Here is a 16,303-nt window from a genome sequence, read left to right on the forward strand (position 1 = left end):
GCATCGCCTCGGTCTACCAGACGCACCGAGGTGTCTGTATCGCGGGCAAGCCTTGCTCCCACAGATGCTCCCACAGATCTGCTCCGGTAGAGAGGATCGGCACCAGGACCCAGCGGAGGTTGCATAAGTAGTGATGGACCTGTTTCGAAGCGCCCCGATTGCCCAGCCATTGGCCGCCCGCCTGCGCGCGACCAACCTGGATGAGTACGTCGGCCAGGAACATGTGCTCGCCCGCGGCAAGCCTCTGCGCGAGGCCTTGGAGCAGGGTGTGTTGCACTCGATGATTTTCTGGGGCCCGCCGGGCGTGGGCAAGACCACCCTGGCGCGGTTGCTGGCCGAAGTCTCGGATGCCCATTTCGAAACGGTTTCGGCGGTGCTGGCCGGGGTCAAGGAAATCCGCCAGGCGGTGGAAGTCGCCAAGCAGCAGGCCGGGCAATACGGCAAGCGCACCATCCTGTTTGTCGATGAAGTGCACCGTTTCAACAAGTCGCAGCAGGACGCGTTCCTGCCCTACGTCGAAGACGGGACGCTGATCTTCATTGGCGCGACCACCGAAAACCCTTCGTTCGAACTCAATAACGCCTTGCTGTCCCGGGCGCGGGTCTATGTGCTCAAGAGCCTCGACGAGGCGGCGATGCGCAAGTTGGTGCACCGGGCGCTGACCGAGGAACGCGGCCTGGGCAAACGCCAGTTGAGCCTCAGCGACGAAGGCTTCCAGATCCTGTTTTCGGCCGCCGATGGCGATGGCCGGCGCTTGCTCAACCTGCTGGAAAACGCCTCGGACCTGGCCGAAGACAACAGCGAGATTGGCGTCGAACTGCTGCAAAGCCTGTTGGGCGATACCCGTAGACGCTTCGACAAGGGCGGTGAGGCGTTCTACGACCAGATTTCGGCGCTGCACAAATCCATCCGTGGCTCCAACCCCGACGCGGCCTTGTACTGGTTTGCGCGCATGATCGACGGCGGCTGCGATCCGCTGTACCTGGCGCGTCGAGTGGTACGCATGGCCAGCGAAGACATCGGCAATGCCGATCCCCGCGCCCTGAGCCTGTGCCTGGCCGCCTGGGATGTGCAGGAGCGCCTCGGCAGCCCGGAAGGCGAACTCGCCGTGGCCCAGGCCATCACCTACCTGGCTTGCGCGCCAAAGAGCAATGCGGTGTACATGGGCTTCAAGGCCGCGATGCGCAGCGCCACCGAGCATGGCTCCCTGGAAGTGCCGCTGCACCTGCGCAACGCGCCGACCAAACTGATGAAGCAATTGGGCTATGGCGATGAATACCGTTACGCTCACGACGAACCGGACGCCTATGCCGCCGGTGAAGACTATTTTCCCGAAGAACTCGAACCCCAGCCGTTCTATCAGCCGGTGCCCCGTGGCCTTGAACTGAAGATTGGCGAGAAACTCAATCATTTGGCACAACTGGACCGTCTGAGTCCACGACAGCGGAGAAAACCTTGATCCCCTTGATCCTCGCAGTCTCTGCTGGTGGCGTTGCCGGCACGTTGTTGCGCTTTGCGACTGGCAATTGGGTCAACGCAAATTGGCCGCGGCACTTCTATACCGCCACGCTGGCCGTTAATATCGTGGGCTGTCTGCTGATCGGCGTTCTATACGGTCTGTTTTTGATTCGCCCCGAGGTGCCCATCGAGGTGCGCGCGGGGCTGTTGGTCGGCTTTCTTGGCGGCCTGACGACTTTTTCATCCTTTTCACTGGATACGGTGCGCCTGCTGGAAAGCGGGCAGGTGCCGCTGGCCCTGGGCTACGCGGCCATCAGCGTATTCGGCGGGCTGCTCGCCACCTGGGCCGGCCTGTCCCTGACCAAACTTTGATAACGAGAGACCGACATGCTCGATTCCAAACTGTTACGTAGCAACCTTCAGGACGTAGCGGACCGCCTGGCATCCCGTGGCTTCGCCCTGGACGTCGCGCGCATCGAAGCGCTGGAAGAACAGCGCAAGACCGTCCAGACCCGCACCGAAGCCCTGCAGGCTGAACGTAACGCGCGCTCCAAATCCATCGGTCAGGCCAAGCAGCGCGGCGAAGACATCGCACCGCTGATGGCCGATGTCGAGCGCATGGCGGGTGAGTTGAGTGCCGGCAAGGTCGAGCTGGACGCGATCCAGACCGAACTGGATTCGATCCTGCTGGGTATCCCCAACCTGCCGCATGAATCGGTCCCGGTCGGTGAAGATGAAGACGGCAACGTCGAAGTGCGCCGTTGGGGCACGCCCAAAGTCTTCGATTTCCCGGTGCAGGACCACGTCGCCCTGGGCGAGAAGTTCGGCTGGCTCGATTTCGAAACCGCCGCCAAGCTGTCGGGCGCCCGTTTTGCCTTGTTGCGCGGGCCGATTGCCCGTCTGCATCGCGCCCTGGCGCAGTTCATGATCAACCTGCACGTCACCGAGCACGGCTACGAAGAAGCCTACACGCCTTACCTGGTTCAGGCGCCAGCCTTGCAGGGCACTGGCCAGTTGCCGAAGTTCGAGGAAGACCTGTTCAAGATCAGCCGCGAAGGCGAGGCCGACCTGTACCTGATCCCTACCGCCGAAGTGTCGCTGACCAACATCGTCGCGGGCGAGATCGTCGACGCCAAGCAACTGCCCATCAAGTTCGTCGCCCACACACCGTGTTTCCGCAGTGAAGCCGGGGCGTCGGGCCGTGATACCCGGGGCATGATCCGTCAGCATCAGTTCGACAAGGTCGAGATGGTGCAGATCGTCGAGCCCTCGGTGTCCATGCAAGCGCTGGAAAGCCTGACCGCCAACGCCGAGAAAGTCTTGCAACTGCTGGAGCTGCCGTATCGGACCCTGGCGCTGTGCACTGGCGACATGGGCTTCAGTGCGGTGAAGACTTACGACCTGGAAGTCTGGATCCCGAGCCAGGACAAGTACCGCGAGATTTCTTCGTGCTCCAACTGTGGCGACTTCCAGGCCCGCCGCATGCAGGCGCGTTTCCGCAACCCGGAAACCGGCAAGCCGGAGCTGGTCCACACTCTCAATGGCTCCGGCCTGGCCGTGGGCCGCACCCTGGTGGCGGTCCTGGAAAACTACCAGCAGGCCGACGGTTCGATCCGTGTGCCCGAGGTGTTGAAGCCCTACATGGGCGGCATCGAGGTCATCGGCTAAATGGACTATTTGCCACTGTTCCACAACCTGCGCGGCAGTCGCGTGCTGGTGGTCGGCGGCGGCGAGATTGCCTTGCGCAAGTCTCGCCTGTTGGCCGATGCCGGCGCGTTGTTGCGGGTGGTCGCACCCGATATCGAACCGCAGTTGCGGGAACTGGTCAGTGGCAGCGGCGGTGAATGCATCCTGCGTGGCTACGTGGAAGCGGACCTGGACGGCTGTGGCCTGATCATCGCCGCCACCGACGACGAATCGCTCAACGCCCAGGTGTCGGCCGACGCCCACAAGCGTTGCGTGCCGGTCAACGTGGTGGACGCACCGGCCCTGTGCAGCGTGATCTTCCCGGCGATTGTCGACCGCTCGCCGCTGGTGATCGCGGTGTCCAGCGGCGGCGATGCGCCGGTGCTGGCGCGGTTGATCCGGGCCAAGCTGGAAACCTGGATTCCTTCGACCTACGGGCAACTGGCCGGGCTGGCGGCGCGTTTTCGCAGCCAGGTCAAAGGGCTGTTCCCGGATGTGCAGCAACGCCGGGCGTTCTGGGAAGAGGTGTTCCAGGGGCCGATCGCTGACCGGCAGTTGGCCGGGCAGGGCGCCGAGGCCGAGCGCCTGTTGCGTGAAAAGATTGCAGGCCAGGCGCCGAATGCACCGGGTGAAGTCTATCTGGTGGGCGCAGGCCCTGGTGATCCGGACCTGCTGACCTTCCGCGCCTTGCGCCTGATGCAGCAGGCGGACGTGGTGCTTTACGACCGTCTGGTGGCTCCGGCGATCCTTGAGCTGTGCCGGCGTGACGCCGAGCGGATCTACGTCGGCAAGCGTCGCTCAGAGCACGCGGTGCCCCAGGAGCAGATCAACCAGCAGTTGGTCGATCTGGCCCGGCAAGGCAAGCGGGTGGTGCGATTGAAGGGCGGTGATCCGTTCATCTTCGGTCGTGGCGGTGAAGAAATCGAAGAATTGGCGGCCCATGGCATCCCGTTCCAGGTGGTTCCGGGCATCACCGCCGCCAGCGGCTGCGCGGCCTACGCCGGGATCCCGCTGACCCATCGCGATTATGCCCAGTCGGTGCGATTCATCACCGGTCATCTGAAGGACGGCACCAGTGACTTGCCGTGGGCGGACTTGGTGTCGCCGGCGCAGACGTTGGTGTTCTACATGGGGTTGGTGGGGCTGCCGATCATCTGCGACGAGTTGATCAAGCACGGTCGCGCGGCGGACACACCGGCGGCGCTGATCCAGCAAGGCACCACCTCCAACCAGAGGGTGTTCACCGGCACCCTGGCAGATTTGCCGAAAATGGTGGCCGAGCATGAGGTTCATGCACCGACCCTGGTGATCGTTGGGGAAGTGGTGCAACTGCGCGAGAAACTGGCGTGGTTTGAAGGGGCTCAGGGGCAGGTCTAGACAGACCGTGTCGCTCCAATCGCGAGCAGGCTCGCTCCCACCGTGATCGTGTACAACCGCAGATTCATGGTTGAACAACGATCACATATGGGAGCGAGCCTGCTCGCGATTGGCCTTCAGAATCAACAAAGATCCTGGATCAGTTCTCAACCCCCCGCCAAATCCCTTTCCCACTCAACCGCTCCCGATCATGGGCAACCCTGAAGTCCTGCTCCGGCCCCTTGGGCACGATTCCGTTGGGGTTGATGGTCTTGTGGCTGCCGTAGTAATGGCGCTGGATATGGGTGAAGTCCACAGTCTCGGCAATCCCCGGCCACTGGTACAACTCCCGCAACCAGTTCGACAGGTTCGGATAATCCGCAATGCGCCGCAGGTTGCATTTGAAATGGCCGAAATACACCGCGTCAAAGCGGATGATGGTGGTGAACAGGCGGATATCGGCTTCGGTCAGGTATTCACCGGCCAGGTAGCGTCGGGTTTGCAGCAATGCTTCCAAGCGGTCCAGCTCAGTGAACAAACCATCGAACGCTTCTTCGTAGGCCGCCTGAGTGGTGGCGAACCCGGCGCGGTACACGCCATTGTTCACTGCCGGGTAAATGCGTTCGTTCAATGCATCGATATCGTTGCGCAGGTGCTCGGGGTAGAGGTCCAGGTCGTTTCCGGTCAAGCCGTCGAAGGCGCTGTTGAACATGCGGATGATTTCCGCTGATTCGTTGTTGACGATGCGTTGTTGCCGTTTGTCCCACAGCGCTGGCACGGTGACGCGACCGGTGTAGTGCGGCGTATCGGCGGTGTAGCGCTGGTGCAGGAAATCCAGGTGATCGAGTTTGTCGCCAGTGGAGCCATGGCGCTTGTCGAAGGTCCAGCCGTTTTCCAGCATCAGGTAGCTGACCACCGAGACATCGATCAGGTCTTGCAGGCCTTTGAGCTTGCGATAGATCAGCGTCCGGTGGGCCCAGGGGCAGGCCAGGGATACATACAAATGGTAGCGCCCGGACTCGGCGGCAAACCCGCTGTCGCCCGTGGGGCCGGCGCTGCCGTCGGCGGTGATCCAATGGCGGCGTTGCGCCTGTTCACGCTGGAAGGTGCCGTCCTTGCTTTCATACCACTGGTCCTGCCAGCGACCTTCGACTAACAAACCCATCTCGATCTCCTCTACCAATAAACGTTGGAGAGGAGTCTATTCCCATAGGTTCGAACAAAAAGCGCAAAGGTTGGGCGTTGATGATCGGTTAAATCGATCGATCCCGCGCGGCCCAGTATTGGCGGGCTTGCTCTAACGCGTCTTCCCGAGCCAGACCCAGGCCGCGCAAGGCCAGGGCCATGGTGGCGATCAGCGCCAGTTGCGGGTAGCTGTCTTCCACATCGCCTCGCCAGATGGCTTTGAGGTGCTCAGGGTCGAGGCTTTGCGGTTTGACGTGGCGCTGTTCGGCCAGTCGCGGCCATTCCTCATCCCAGCTCACACCGTCGCGGGTGCCATACAGGTGGCTGTCGGCGTCCGGGTTGATCTCGATCTCGCCACCGTCGCCCTTGATCACGATGGTGGTGTCTCCCAGCAAACCGCTGGCATCGCGGTGGACCGCCTGGTAGCCCGGATGGAAAATGCTTTGCAGCCCGCAACGGGCGCCCAGGGGGTTGAGGATCCGCGCCAGGGAATGGATCGGCGAACGCAAGCCCAGGGTGTTGCGCAGGTCGATCATCCGTTGCATCTGCGGTGCCCAGTCCACCAATGGCATGAAGGCCAGGCCACCGTCGTCCAGCGCTGCGCCAACTTGCTCCCAGTCGCGGCACAGAGGGATGTTCAGGAAGCCAAGCAGTTGCTCGGTGTAAAGCCGGCCCGCCGTATGCGCGCCGCCGCCATGCATGAAAATCCGCACACCGTTCTGCCCGAGGCATTTGGCCGCCAGCAGGTACCACGGTAAATGACGCTTCTTGCCGGCGTAGGTCGGCCAGTCCAGATCCACCGCCAACGCCGGGGTCTGCAGGCGCTCACGCAAGGCTTGGGTAAAACCGGTCATTTCTTCGGCGCTTTCTTCCTTGTGCCGCAATAGCATCAGGAAGGCGCCGAGCTGGGTGTCCTCGACTTGCTCGTCCAGCACCATGCCCATGGCTTGCCGCGCTTCTTCGCGGGTCAGGTCACGGGCGCCGCGCTTGCCTTTGCCGAGGATGCGCACGAATTGGGCGAACGGATGTTCGGCCGGGGTCTCAAGGGTCAGCGGTGGGAAGTCGGTCATAAGCAGTTCGTCGGTTTGGGCAGGCCCGCCAGCTTGGCGGCGAGTTTGGCGGGGGTGCCTTTGAACAATCGGTTCAGGTGCAGGCTGTTGCCCTTGTCGGCGCCCAGTTTCAGCGCCGTGTACTTGATCAGCGGCCGGGTCGCGGGGGAGAGCTGGAATTCGTTATAGAAGCCGCGCAGCAGTTCGAGGACTTCCCAGTGCTCGGGGCCCAACTGGATGTCTTCGGCGGCCGCCAGGGCCGTGGCGACTTCGGCCGACCAGTCATTGAGATCGGCCAGGTAGCCGTCCTTGTCCAGCGCAATGGCGCGTTGGCCCACGTTCAGCACGTTCATAACCAGGTGTTGACCTTGTCATGGTGGAGCGACAGCGCGACGAACGCCGTGTAGTCGATGGCCTCGGCCCATTGCGGAATGTCCAGTGCCCGGGCTTGTGCGTCTTCGCCAAGCACGAAGAGCTTCAGGCCTCTGCGCTGCAGTTCTGCAAACGGCACCGTGGCGGCTCGCAAGGCGTATGTCGCGTCGCCGCACAGCAGCAGTGCGTCCTGCTCGCCCAGTACCCGCAGGCAGCTGGCGAAGCGGCTATCGCCGAAGGGGGAATGAGACAACACATGCAAAGTCGACATCAGAGGGTGATCACCTGGTCATAACGATCAATGAGCGCGGCGATCTGCGGCGCGCTGAGTATTTTCAGCTCGTCCAACGCCAGGGCAGCGGTTGCGACGCCACGTTCGGCGACACTGTCGGCGCAAACGTAGAGGTCCTCGACGCCAAACATGGGCAACGCCTGCAAGTTCGCGCTCAGGTTCTTTTGCTGGAGCGCCTTGGCGTTCTGGCCGTTGGCGAGCTGAAAGACGCCGTCGTCGAGAAACAGCAGGCCGATGGGCAGGTCGAACGCGCCGCCGGCCAGCACGATGTCCAGCGCTTCCCGGGCCCCGGGGCCCGACCAGGGAGCCTGGCGGCTGATGAGTAACAAGGATTTGGCCATTACGCGCCTCCAAAACAGATCAAGCGGTCGGCGTCCTGGATCGCATCGTGCAACTGGCCCAGGCCGGACAAGGCCCAAGGGGCGCCGACGCTGACCGCCGAACGCTGGTAGCGCTGGGCCTCTTCATCGTTCAGCACGCCTCGGCGCAACGCCGCTGCGATGCAAACCACGCCGTCGAGCTGGTTGTCGCTGACAAAGGCGCGCCACTGTCGGGGCAGATCCTGTTCATCCTGGGGCGTTACGAGGCTGTCGGCAGCGTTATAGACGCCATCCTGATAGAAGAACAGCCGCACGATTTCATGCCCACCGGCCAGCGCGGCTTGGGCAAACAACAGGGCGCGGCGCGAGGAGGGCGCATGGGCGGCGGAAAACAACGCGATGGCAAACTTCATGACAGACCCGATCAGCAAAACTGCGGCCATGATAAAGCTTTATGGACGGGGGGGCGATTGCCAGGAAAGGGGCGAGCGCCACAGGAAGTACTCAGCCTTGGTTTTTGAGACCATTCAACTCGCAATACTCCGCCCACTCCATCCCTGCCATCTGCGCCACCTCCTTGTGGACTTCCATGCGCTGGTTTTCATAGTCCTGGGGCGAGGTGGCGGTCAGTTGCAGGGTCAGTTCCCAAGCGAACAGGCCCTGGTGCTCAGCCTCGGCTTCGAATGCTTCATGCAAGCGCTCGGCGCGATATTGCGCGGCGGTCTCGCCCTTGGCCTGGGCCAACAGCGGGTTGAGGTTGTCCAGCTCGACGCGCAGGTCGGGGCGTGCATCGAGAAATTTTTCCAGCGCTCGTTCATGTTGCTGTTCGGTTGCCGCCATGGTCACTCCTTGGGTGCCGGGGGTTGTTTCTTGCTGGCCTTGGCCGCAGCGGCCAGGCATTCGAGGGCGAACTGTTCGGTGTAGGTCATCTGTATCGGCGTGGTTTCGCCCTTGACGGTGCGTTCGCCGTCGAGGATGTAGCGAATCCGCTTATCGGTGACGCCGATTCGCTTGGCGATCCAGGCCGGGGTCTGGCCGATCTGGCTGATCAGTTTGTCAGCGTATTCGGTGCTGGGTTTGTAGAACTCGGCATTGGGTGTCATGGGTTGTTCCGCGCGGGCAAGTGGCAATGGCGCGACAGGTTGCGCGAATCATCGCCCGGTGTCGCGTATAAATTTCAGTAAAGCAGCATGAAGGCCCAGGCCGCAGTGCTACAGTCGGTTTTTTTCTCTATGAGTGAACGCAATGCGAATGCTGATGGTGGCCGTGGCCGCAACGTTGCTGGTTGGCTGCGCGGGTTCGGCGATGAACCAGGCCCGTACTCAAGCACCCTATAAGACATTGACTTCGGACAAGCCGCAGCAGGTGGTGGCCGAGTGTGTGCAGTTTTCCTGGCAGGACGAAGCTGTGTTTGGCGTCGATGCCGGTGCCTATCTGCAACCCGGCAAGACGGGTGGCATGACCGTGTACACCCGCTCGGCCGAGTCGTTTGTGGATCTGCAAACCAGCGCTTCCGGCACGGCGCTGAACTACTACGCCCGGCATGACGACTTTGTTGCCAAGCGTCGGTTGGCGGCGTTGGCGACTTGTCTGTAGACCACTTGCACTGCTATCGCGAGCAGGCTCGCTCCCACAGGTTTTTGTGTCGTTTGCAGATCCTGTGAACACTCGCAACCCATATGGGAGCGAGCCTGCTCGCGATGAGGCCGGCACAGCCCACATCACCGCAGTTGACCCACCGCTATCGCGAGTAAGTCCACAAGAGCCTGTATTTCACTCGGTCTGGCTCAGGCGCTTCTGGAAGAAGAAGCGCTGGTGGCCCGGCGGGTAATCGTCGATCTGGCCGATTTCCGTGAAGCCGAGTTGCCTGTAGAACGCGGGCGCCTGGAAGTCGAAGGTGTCCAGCCACATGCCCACGCAGTTTTTCTCTTGGGCAAAGTCTTCGGCCATCTGCATCAACGTCGAACCGGTGCCCTGGCCACGGGCCTGTTCCGGCACCACCAGCAACTCGATATAAAACCATTGAAAGAACACTCGACCGTAGAGCCCGCCCACGGTTTCGCCGCTGTGTTCGTCGCGCACCAGCCAGGCGACCAACTCAGGCACCGTCCCGCCGGTCATGGCCGTGTTGTAGGCGCGCAGCGGGACGAGGATCGCCTCGCGGTCTTCTGCGGTGGGGGTGTCCGTACGTTCGATTCGTAGCGTCATCGGCAATGTCCTTGTGCGGTGGGGGATGAGCCGCACGAGCCTATCTCAAACCTGGCTTTTGCGTCACCCAAGCGACGGCGAACAGGCGTACTACGCAAACCGGGCCATACTGCCTAGTGTTTTGAAGCGATCCGCGACAGGGAATGATCGCCAGGTTGTTAATCTGTTGTCGGGATCCAACACGTTTTGAAGAGGAACGTCATGAACACCGCATTGCTGATCATCGATGTCCAGAGCGCGCTGTGCAGCGGCCAAGAGGAGTGTTTCGACAGCCCACGCATGATCCGGACAATCAACGAGCTCAGCGCCAGGGCCAGGGCCGTCGGCTTGCCGGTGATCCTGATCCAGCACGAAGAGCTGGAGGGGTCGCTGACTTATGGTTCCAGCGCCTGGCAACTGGCCGATGGCCTGTTGACCGCACCGGATGACCTGCGAGTACGCAAGACCACGCCGGACGCCTTCTACCAAACCGACCTGCTGTCGCTGCTGCAAGCGCGGATGATTGATCGCGTGGTGATCTGCGGATTGCAAACCGACTATTGCGTCAACGCCACCGTACGCCAGGCCCATGCCCTGGGTTATGACGTGGTGTTGGCCGCGGACGCCCATTCCACCGTGGACAACGGCAGCATGGCGGCCGAGCAGATCATTGCCAACCACAACAACCGGCTGGGACGCCTGAGCAGCGCGGTGTCGCGGATCGATGTGCTGCCGGCGGGGGAAATCCGTCTCTGATCGCGACACCCAAACCTGTGGCGAGGGAAACCGGACGATGGCATCGGATGCGTTGATCAGCGCCGCAGCACGAGCACTGGCGGCGGGGGATCCGGTGGCCGCGCTCAATCGCGTTTCCCTGCGTGACGATGCCCCAGCCTTGGCGCTTCGCGGCATTGCCATGGCGCAGTTGGGCGAACTGGAGCGGGCCAGGGTGCTGATGCGGCGGGCGGCTCGGGCCTTCGGGCCCCGGGAGGCCGTGGCACAGGCGCGGTGCGTGGTGGCCGAAGGGGAGATCGCCCTGGCGTCCCGTGATCTGGCTTGGCCGGTGAAGCGCCTGGAGGCTGCGCGGGCCGTGCTTGAACGCCAGGGCGACCGGACGAACGTCGCCCACGCACGCTCAATCGAAATCCGCCGCTTACTGCTGCTAGGCCATCTCGACGAGGCCGAGGCGAGGCTGGTTGACCTTGACCCGGGCTGTCTTCCACCGCCGTCCAGAGCCGCTTGCGAACTGGTGGTGGCGGGCATCGCCATGCGGCGGTTACAAACGAAAACCGCACGAGCGGCACTTGAACGTGCCACCCAGGCTGCGCGACAAGCCGGCATTGGCGCGCTGACTGCCGAAGTCGAAAGCGCCTGGCGCGTCCTGCAGGCTCCGGCGGCGCGTCTGATTGCAGGGGGCGAGGAGCGCTTGCTGACCCTTGAGGAGGTTGAAGCACTCCTGTCCAGCGACGCGTTGGTGGTGGACGCATGTCGCAATGGCGTGAACAGGGCGAGCCTGCGGATCTCCCTTGCCAGGCGCCCGGTGTTGTTCACCCTCGCCAGGCAATTGGCTCAAGCCTGGCCTGCCGATGTGTCCAGGGAAACCCTCGTTGCCCAGGCCTTTGGCTTGAAACTGACGGATGATTCCCATCGCGCCCGACTGCGGGTCGAAGTCGGCCGCTTGCGGGTGGCGCTGCGCCCGCTGGCCGAGGTGACGGCGACCCAGCGTGGGTTTGCCCTGATGCCGCGCAAGGGCGGCGAAGTGGTGGTGCTGGCGCGTCCTGTAGAAGAGCCCCACGCCGCAGTGCTGGCGTTGCTGGCCGATGGCCAATCCTGGTCCAGTTCCGCCCTGGCGCTGGCCCTGGAGGCCAGCCAGCGCACCGTGCAACGAGCCCTCGACACGCTGGCCGCGTCGGGCAAGGTGCAGGCGGTCGGGCGTGGGCGGGCCTGTCGCTGGCTGGCGCCACCGCTGCCCGGATTCACGACGGTATTGTTACTCACCGCGCTGCTGCCCGATGGTTAGGATGCAGTCACACCCCAACGAGGAGGCTTGCAAGATGAAACGTTCAGATGCGCAGATCCTGCGTGAATACGGCCCTTTTCCCGGCGTCGATTGCGTGCATGGTGTCAGTCATGACGGCGAGCTCGTCTGGTTCGCTTCCGGCGACAAGCTGCATGCCCTCGATCCGGCCAGCGGCCAGACGTTGCGTTCGCTGGACGTTCCGGCAAACGCCGGAACGGCTTTTGACGGTGAACACCTGTTCCAGATCGCCGGAGACACCATTCGCAAGATCGACCCGCGCAACGGCCAGGTACTGGCTACCATTGCGGCGCCCAATAGTGGTGATGATTCAGGACTGGCCTGGGCCGAAGGATCACTCTGGGTCGGCCAGTACAAGGCGCGCAAAATCCTCCAGATCGATCCCTCCACTGGCAAGATCCTGCGCACCCTCGAATCCAACCGCTTCGTCACGGGCGTGACCTGGGTCGACGGCGAACTCTGGCACGGCACCTGGGAAAACGATGAAAGCGATCTGCGGCGCATCGACCCGCAAACCGCAGAAGTGCTGGAAAGCGTGACCATGCCGCCGGGGATTGGCGTGTCGGGGCTTGAGTCAGACGGCGGCGAGCGGTTCTTTTGCGGCGGTGGCAATAGCGCGAAGGTGAGGGCGGTGCGTCGGCCGGCCTGAAGCGTGTGTGGGAGCAGCTTTTGCTCCCATACAGCGGGGATGGATGCTGATGTGTTTCAGCTGCGTCCAGCGGCTTCTGCAACCGGCGCCTTGATGCGCTCGACCTTGCGATACGTCAGCAATACGATGCCAGTGACCACAATCGCGCCGCCAATCACCTGGCCCGGGTTGAGCATCTGGTCCAGCACCAGCCAGCCGATCAGCAGGGTCGCCAGCGGTTCGATGTTCATCACCGGGGCGTTGCGCGGCATGTCCAGGCGGGGCACGGAAATGAACAGCACGATAAACCCGGTGCCATAGAGCACCACCAGGGTCGCCAGGGCAAACCAGCCGGTGCTGCTGGCCGGCAGGTCGAAGCCACCGGGAAGGGCGCCGGTCAGGCCGGCGAGGTTGACGCTGCTGAACACGATGAAAATGGTCAGCAGGCTGCGGACCGAACCGCGCACCTGGGACAGTTTGTGGTCGGTGATCCATAGCGCGCAGGCGAACACGCAGGCGGCACAGAAGGCCAGGCCCACGCCGAGCAACCACTGCGGGCCGACGCTTTCTTGCGACGACAGCCGGGCCGGTACTTCCAGCACGAACACCAGGCCAACCAGAATCATGCCCATCAACGCGGCAGTGCGCGCGGTCGGGCGTGGCCCGCCGAGTGCCCAGGTCAGCAACGCCAAGAGGATCGGAAAGACATTGCCCACCAACAGCGCCAGGGCGACCGGGACCCGAGCCACGGCGGAATACAGGCACAGACTCTGGGCGGCAATCAACAGCCCCAGAGCCAATTGCCAGCGCCAGACCCCCTGCGGCAGGCGCAGGTTCTGGCGTTGCCAGAGCACCATTGCGGCCAGCACCAGCAAGGTGCCGCCCGAGCGCAGCAGGATCGCCAGCAAGACCCCGGCACCGTCATCAAATGCTGCCCTGGCGGCGACATGGTTGCCGGCGAAGGCACATCCCATGCATAGCAGAACCAGCACGGCGAGGTGCCGAGGGAGCGGAGTGGGGGTGTCAGGTGCAGCCGTGGAGCGGGTCATGGCAGGGGGTCTCAAAGGCAGGCCGCCGAAGCAAGACGCTTCGGAACGGCAAATATAGTTATAGGTTGTCGTACAACATCAAAAGGGATTTGTACCGTATAGCGTTGCAAGAGACAAGTGCCCTATTTTGGCGCAAGGCTGTTCATTCAAGCGCCTATGCAGTGCGGCGTCAGCTGCGCGCGCGCCACGATGAATCCCCTATCGCCCTGGGTTTGCTGTACAACAATGGAACCGAGGCCGGCAGTCCCTTGCGTTGTTGCGATACTAACCCTCGATTATTCCTTCCTGCGGAGCAACCCATGCGCCTGGCTGATTTCATCCTCGACAATATCGAGCCGATTCTTCAGGCGTGGGAAGACTTCGCCAAAACCATCACACCCGCCTCCCATGGCATGGATTCGGTGGCTCTGCGCGATCACGCCGAGCAGATGCTGCGCACCATTGCCGCTGACCTGCGCACTTCGCAAACCGTCAAGGAGCAGATCGCCAAATCCCAAGGCGATGCGCCGGCGGCAGAGGCTGAAACTGCAGCCGAAACCCATGCGGTCATTCGCCAGTCCTCGGGGTTTACGGTGGAGCAGATGGTTTCGGAATACCGGGCGCTGCGCACCAGCGTGCTGATGCTCTGGATGCCGCAGACCCAACTGGACCACGAGCAAGTGGTGTCCGACGTGATCCGCTTCAACGAGGCCGTAGACCAGGCCCTGGCGGAGTCCGTGGTCAGCTATTCGGGCGCCGTCGATGCGGGCCGCAATATCTTCCTCGGGATTCTGGGGCATGACTTGCGCAGCCCCCTGGGCGCGATCCTGCTGAGTTCCGAAGTGCTGCTGCGGGCAGGCGACTTGCCCGCCAAAGCCACCAAGATCTCTTCGCGCATCTACACCAGCGTCAAACGGGCCAACAAGATTGTCGGCGATCTGCTGGACTTTACCCGTACCCAACTGGGGGCGGGCATTCCGGTGCAGCGCTTCAACGGTGACCTGGTAGCGGCCTGCGAGGGCATGGTGGAAGAGGCGCGGGCCTATCATCCGGAAAGCAGAATCATCTTTGAAACGACGGGCGCCCTTGAAGGCCTGTTTGACCAGGCGCGTATGGAGCAAGTGTTCGCCAACCTGATTGGCAATGCCGTCCAGCATGGCAGCGAGGGTGCGCCGATTACTGTTTCGTTGAGTACCGAAGAGGATACGGCGGTGATTGCCATCAACAACCAGGGCAAGCTTATCGAGAAGGACGCCATTGCCAGCATCTTCAACCCGATGGTCCGGCAATTGCGCAGCGGTGACATGCAGTATGGCTCTGCGGCTGGGCTCGGGCTGGGCCTGCACATCGCGTCCGCCATCGTATCCGCCCATAAGGGCACTATCGAGGTTCATTCCAAGGCCAGATCGGGCACCACCTTCACCGTACGGATCCCGCTCCACGGCAACTGAATTTTTTCTTGCGCAGGGCAGAGCGCATACTTGTACGATGTCCTATCACGGAGTAAAACTGTCGTCGCCGTCCAATAATAATTAACGGAGACGCACGATGGATGCTTCGCAACCTGCAACGACTGCCCATCAGGGCCGCCGGGTATTCCTGAAAAAATCCTTGGTGGTTTCGGCCGCCGCCGCAACCCTGGGCAACCTGCCCGGGCTGACTCAGGCAGAACCCTTGAGCCAGCGCTACCCTGACCCACTGATCAAGATCCTCGACCCCAGCTTCATGGACCTGCGGCTGTTCAACGCCAGTGTTGAAAAGCTCGCCAGTGGCCTGCGCTGGGCGGAAGGGCCGGTGTGGGTGGGCGACGGTCGTTATTTGCTGGTCAGTGACATTCCCAACAACCGCATCATGCGCTGGGATGAAGTCACCGACAGCCTGTCGGTTTACCGCGAGAACTCCAACTTTTCCAACGGCCTGTGCCGCGATCGCCAAGGGCGCTTGCTGGTCTGCGAAGGCTCCACCACGTCGACTGAAGGCCGGCGCGTCACCCGCACCGAGCACAACGGCACCATCACCGTGCTGGCGGACAGTTTCGAGGGCAAGCCTTTCAACTCGCCCAACGACATCGCCTGCAAGCGCGACGGTTCTGTCTGGTTCACCGATCCACCGTTCCAGACCGGCAACAACTACGAAGGGCATAAAGTCGCCCCTGCCCAGCCCCACGCGGTGTATCGCATCGACGGTGAAACCGGCAAGGTCACCCGAGTGATCGACGACATGGCAGGGCCCAACGGCCTGTGCTTTTCGCCAGACGAGAAGATCCTCTACGTGGTCGAAGGCCGGGCCAAGCCGAACCGCCTGGTGTGGGCGATCACGGTCAAGGACGATGGCACCCTGGGCGAACGGCGCAAGCACATCGAAGGCTTGGATTACGCGGCCATCGATGGGCTCAAATGCGACGAGAGTGGCAACCTCTGGTGCGGGTGGGGCGGTAATGGCGATCCCAAGGCCGACCTGGAAAAGCTCGACGGTGTGCGGGTGTTCAACCCCGAGGGCAAGGCTATCGGCCACATCTCCCTGCCGGAGCGTTGCCCTAACGTCTGCTTCGGCGGACGGGAGGGTAATCGCCTGTTCATGGCCGGCAGCCACTCGTTGTATGCACTGTTTGTGAATACCCGTGGGGCGACGTTTGCCTGAGTGACTGACCTTCAGACCCTGGGTTTGATTGTGGTGAGGGGGTTAGTTGTGGGAGCAAGGCTTG

Annotated in this window: 20 protein-coding genes; 10 read left to right on the plus strand and 10 right to left on the minus strand. The window is 62.5% G+C overall.

The window, feature by feature from the left end; all coding sequences use genetic code 11:
• Window positions 1–133 precede the first annotated feature (133 nt).
• From MKS85_RS13735 to cysG, 4 genes are read left to right on the plus strand one after another with little or no spacing between them, the layout of a single operon-like run.
• Window positions 134–1,459, plus strand: a complete 1,326-nt coding sequence (locus MKS85_RS13735; RefSeq protein WP_107322301.1) for a replication-associated recombination protein A — start codon at window positions 134–136, stop codon at window positions 1,457–1,459.
• Window positions 1,456–1,830 carry a fluoride efflux transporter CrcB gene (crcB, locus tag MKS85_RS13740; protein ID WP_047227715.1) on the plus strand — a complete coding sequence of 125 codons (375 nt, stop codon included), beginning with the start codon at window positions 1,456–1,458 and terminating at the stop codon, window positions 1,828–1,830. The genes MKS85_RS13735 and crcB overlap by 4 nt, the downstream gene beginning before the upstream one ends.
• Before the next feature lie 15 nt (window positions 1,831–1,845).
• Window positions 1,846–3,126, plus strand: a complete 1,281-nt coding sequence (gene serS / locus MKS85_RS13745) for a serine--tRNA ligase (protein ID WP_047227714.1) — start codon at window positions 1,846–1,848, stop codon at window positions 3,124–3,126.
• Complete coding sequence (gene cysG / locus MKS85_RS13750; RefSeq protein ID WP_047227713.1) at window positions 3,127–4,521, plus strand: siroheme synthase CysG; 1,395 nt, start codon at window positions 3,127–3,129, stop codon at window positions 4,519–4,521. It begins immediately after the preceding gene.
• A 139-nt stretch (window positions 4,522–4,660) separates the two neighbouring features.
• Here cysG and MKS85_RS13755 read toward each other — a convergent pair whose 3' ends face one another.
• From MKS85_RS13755 to MKS85_RS13790, 8 genes are all read right to left on the minus strand, one after another.
• Window positions 4,661–5,665: a glutathione S-transferase family protein gene (locus MKS85_RS13755; protein WP_047227712.1), complete on the minus strand. Its 1,005-nt coding sequence runs from the start codon at window positions 5,663–5,665 to the stop codon at window positions 4,661–4,663.
• An 88-nt stretch (window positions 5,666–5,753) separates the two neighbouring features.
• Complete coding sequence (locus MKS85_RS13760) at window positions 5,754–6,755, minus strand: glycosyl transferase family protein (protein WP_310662957.1); 1,002 nt, start codon at window positions 6,753–6,755, stop codon at window positions 5,754–5,756.
• Window positions 6,752–7,087, minus strand: a complete 336-nt coding sequence (locus tag MKS85_RS13765) for a TusE/DsrC/DsvC family sulfur relay protein (RefSeq protein ID WP_188251543.1) — start codon at window positions 7,085–7,087, stop codon at window positions 6,752–6,754. The genes MKS85_RS13760 and MKS85_RS13765 overlap by 4 nt, the downstream gene beginning before the upstream one ends.
• Complete coding sequence (gene tusB, locus MKS85_RS13770; protein ID WP_310662958.1) at window positions 7,084–7,377, minus strand: sulfurtransferase complex subunit TusB; 294 nt, start codon at window positions 7,375–7,377, stop codon at window positions 7,084–7,086. The genes MKS85_RS13765 and tusB overlap by 4 nt, the downstream gene beginning before the upstream one ends.
• Window positions 7,377–7,739 carry a sulfurtransferase complex subunit TusC gene (gene tusC, locus MKS85_RS13775; RefSeq protein ID WP_310662959.1) on the minus strand — a complete coding sequence of 121 codons (363 nt, stop codon included), beginning with the start codon at window positions 7,737–7,739 and terminating at the stop codon, window positions 7,377–7,379. The genes tusB and tusC overlap by 1 nt, the downstream gene beginning before the upstream one ends.
• Window positions 7,739–8,131 carry a sulfurtransferase complex subunit TusD gene (tusD, locus tag MKS85_RS13780; protein WP_256228968.1) on the minus strand — a complete coding sequence of 131 codons (393 nt, stop codon included), beginning with the start codon at window positions 8,129–8,131 and terminating at the stop codon, window positions 7,739–7,741. Before tusD ends, tusC begins: the two co-directional genes overlap by 1 nt.
• Window positions 8,132–8,222: 91 nt before the next feature.
• Window positions 8,223–8,558 carry a DUF6388 family protein gene (locus tag MKS85_RS13785; protein WP_076385463.1) on the minus strand — a complete coding sequence of 112 codons (336 nt, stop codon included), beginning with the start codon at window positions 8,556–8,558 and terminating at the stop codon, window positions 8,223–8,225.
• A 2-nt stretch (window positions 8,559–8,560) separates the two neighbouring features.
• The gene (locus MKS85_RS13790; protein WP_047227706.1) at window positions 8,561–8,821 is read right to left on the minus strand and encodes a hypothetical protein; all 261 of its coding nucleotides are present in this window, start codon (window positions 8,819–8,821) and stop codon (window positions 8,561–8,563) included.
• Window positions 8,822–8,963: 142 nt separating this feature from the next.
• Between MKS85_RS13790 and MKS85_RS13795 the strand changes: the two genes are divergently transcribed.
• Window positions 8,964–9,314, plus strand: a complete 351-nt coding sequence (locus MKS85_RS13795) for a hypothetical protein (RefSeq protein ID WP_047227705.1) — start codon at window positions 8,964–8,966, stop codon at window positions 9,312–9,314.
• 177 nt (window positions 9,315–9,491) lie between these two features.
• Here the strand turns inward: MKS85_RS13795 and MKS85_RS13800 are convergent, their stop codons facing one another.
• Entirely contained in the window at window positions 9,492–9,926 is a 435-nt protein-coding gene (locus MKS85_RS13800) for a GNAT family N-acetyltransferase (protein ID WP_310662960.1), read from the minus strand.
• A gap of 201 nt (window positions 9,927–10,127) precedes the next feature.
• On the opposite strand from MKS85_RS13800, the gene MKS85_RS13805 reads away from it, so the two are divergent.
• Genes MKS85_RS13805 through MKS85_RS13815 form a run of 3 tightly spaced genes read left to right on the plus strand, consistent with a single transcriptional unit; the run spans window position 10,128 to window position 12,592 of the window.
• On the plus strand, window positions 10,128–10,661 hold the full coding sequence (locus tag MKS85_RS13805) for a cysteine hydrolase family protein (RefSeq protein ID WP_076385459.1): 534 nt from the start codon (window positions 10,128–10,130) through the stop codon (window positions 10,659–10,661).
• Between the two features lie 37 nt (window positions 10,662–10,698).
• Window positions 10,699–11,925, plus strand: a complete 1,227-nt coding sequence (locus MKS85_RS13810) for a helix-turn-helix domain-containing protein (RefSeq protein ID WP_188251546.1) — start codon at window positions 10,699–10,701, stop codon at window positions 11,923–11,925.
• Window positions 11,926–11,959: 34 nt separating this feature from the next.
• Entirely contained in the window at window positions 11,960–12,592 is a 633-nt protein-coding gene (locus MKS85_RS13815; protein ID WP_107322306.1) for a DUF5074 domain-containing protein, read from the plus strand.
• 56 nt (window positions 12,593–12,648) lie between these two features.
• Here MKS85_RS13815 and MKS85_RS13820 read toward each other — a convergent pair whose 3' ends face one another.
• Window positions 12,649–13,620, minus strand: coding sequence for a DMT family transporter (locus tag MKS85_RS13820; protein ID WP_188251547.1), 972 nt, complete (start codon window positions 13,618–13,620; stop codon window positions 12,649–12,651).
• 299 nt (window positions 13,621–13,919) lie between these two features.
• On the opposite strand from MKS85_RS13820, the gene MKS85_RS13825 reads away from it, so the two are divergent.
• A complete protein-coding gene (locus MKS85_RS13825; RefSeq protein WP_188251548.1) occupies window positions 13,920–15,050 on the plus strand; it encodes a sensor histidine kinase KdpD in 1,131 nt (376 codons plus the stop codon).
• 97 nt (window positions 15,051–15,147) lie between these two features.
• Window positions 15,148–16,239 carry an SMP-30/gluconolactonase/LRE family protein gene (locus MKS85_RS13830; RefSeq protein WP_188251549.1) on the plus strand — a complete coding sequence of 364 codons (1,092 nt, stop codon included), beginning with the start codon at window positions 15,148–15,150 and terminating at the stop codon, window positions 16,237–16,239.
• The last annotated feature ends 64 nt before the right edge of the window (window positions 16,240–16,303 follow it).

This window comes from Pseudomonas sp. JL2 (genome assembly GCF_031570495.1).
GTDB lineage: Bacteria > Pseudomonadota > Gammaproteobacteria > Pseudomonadales > Pseudomonadaceae > Aquipseudomonas > Aquipseudomonas rhizophila.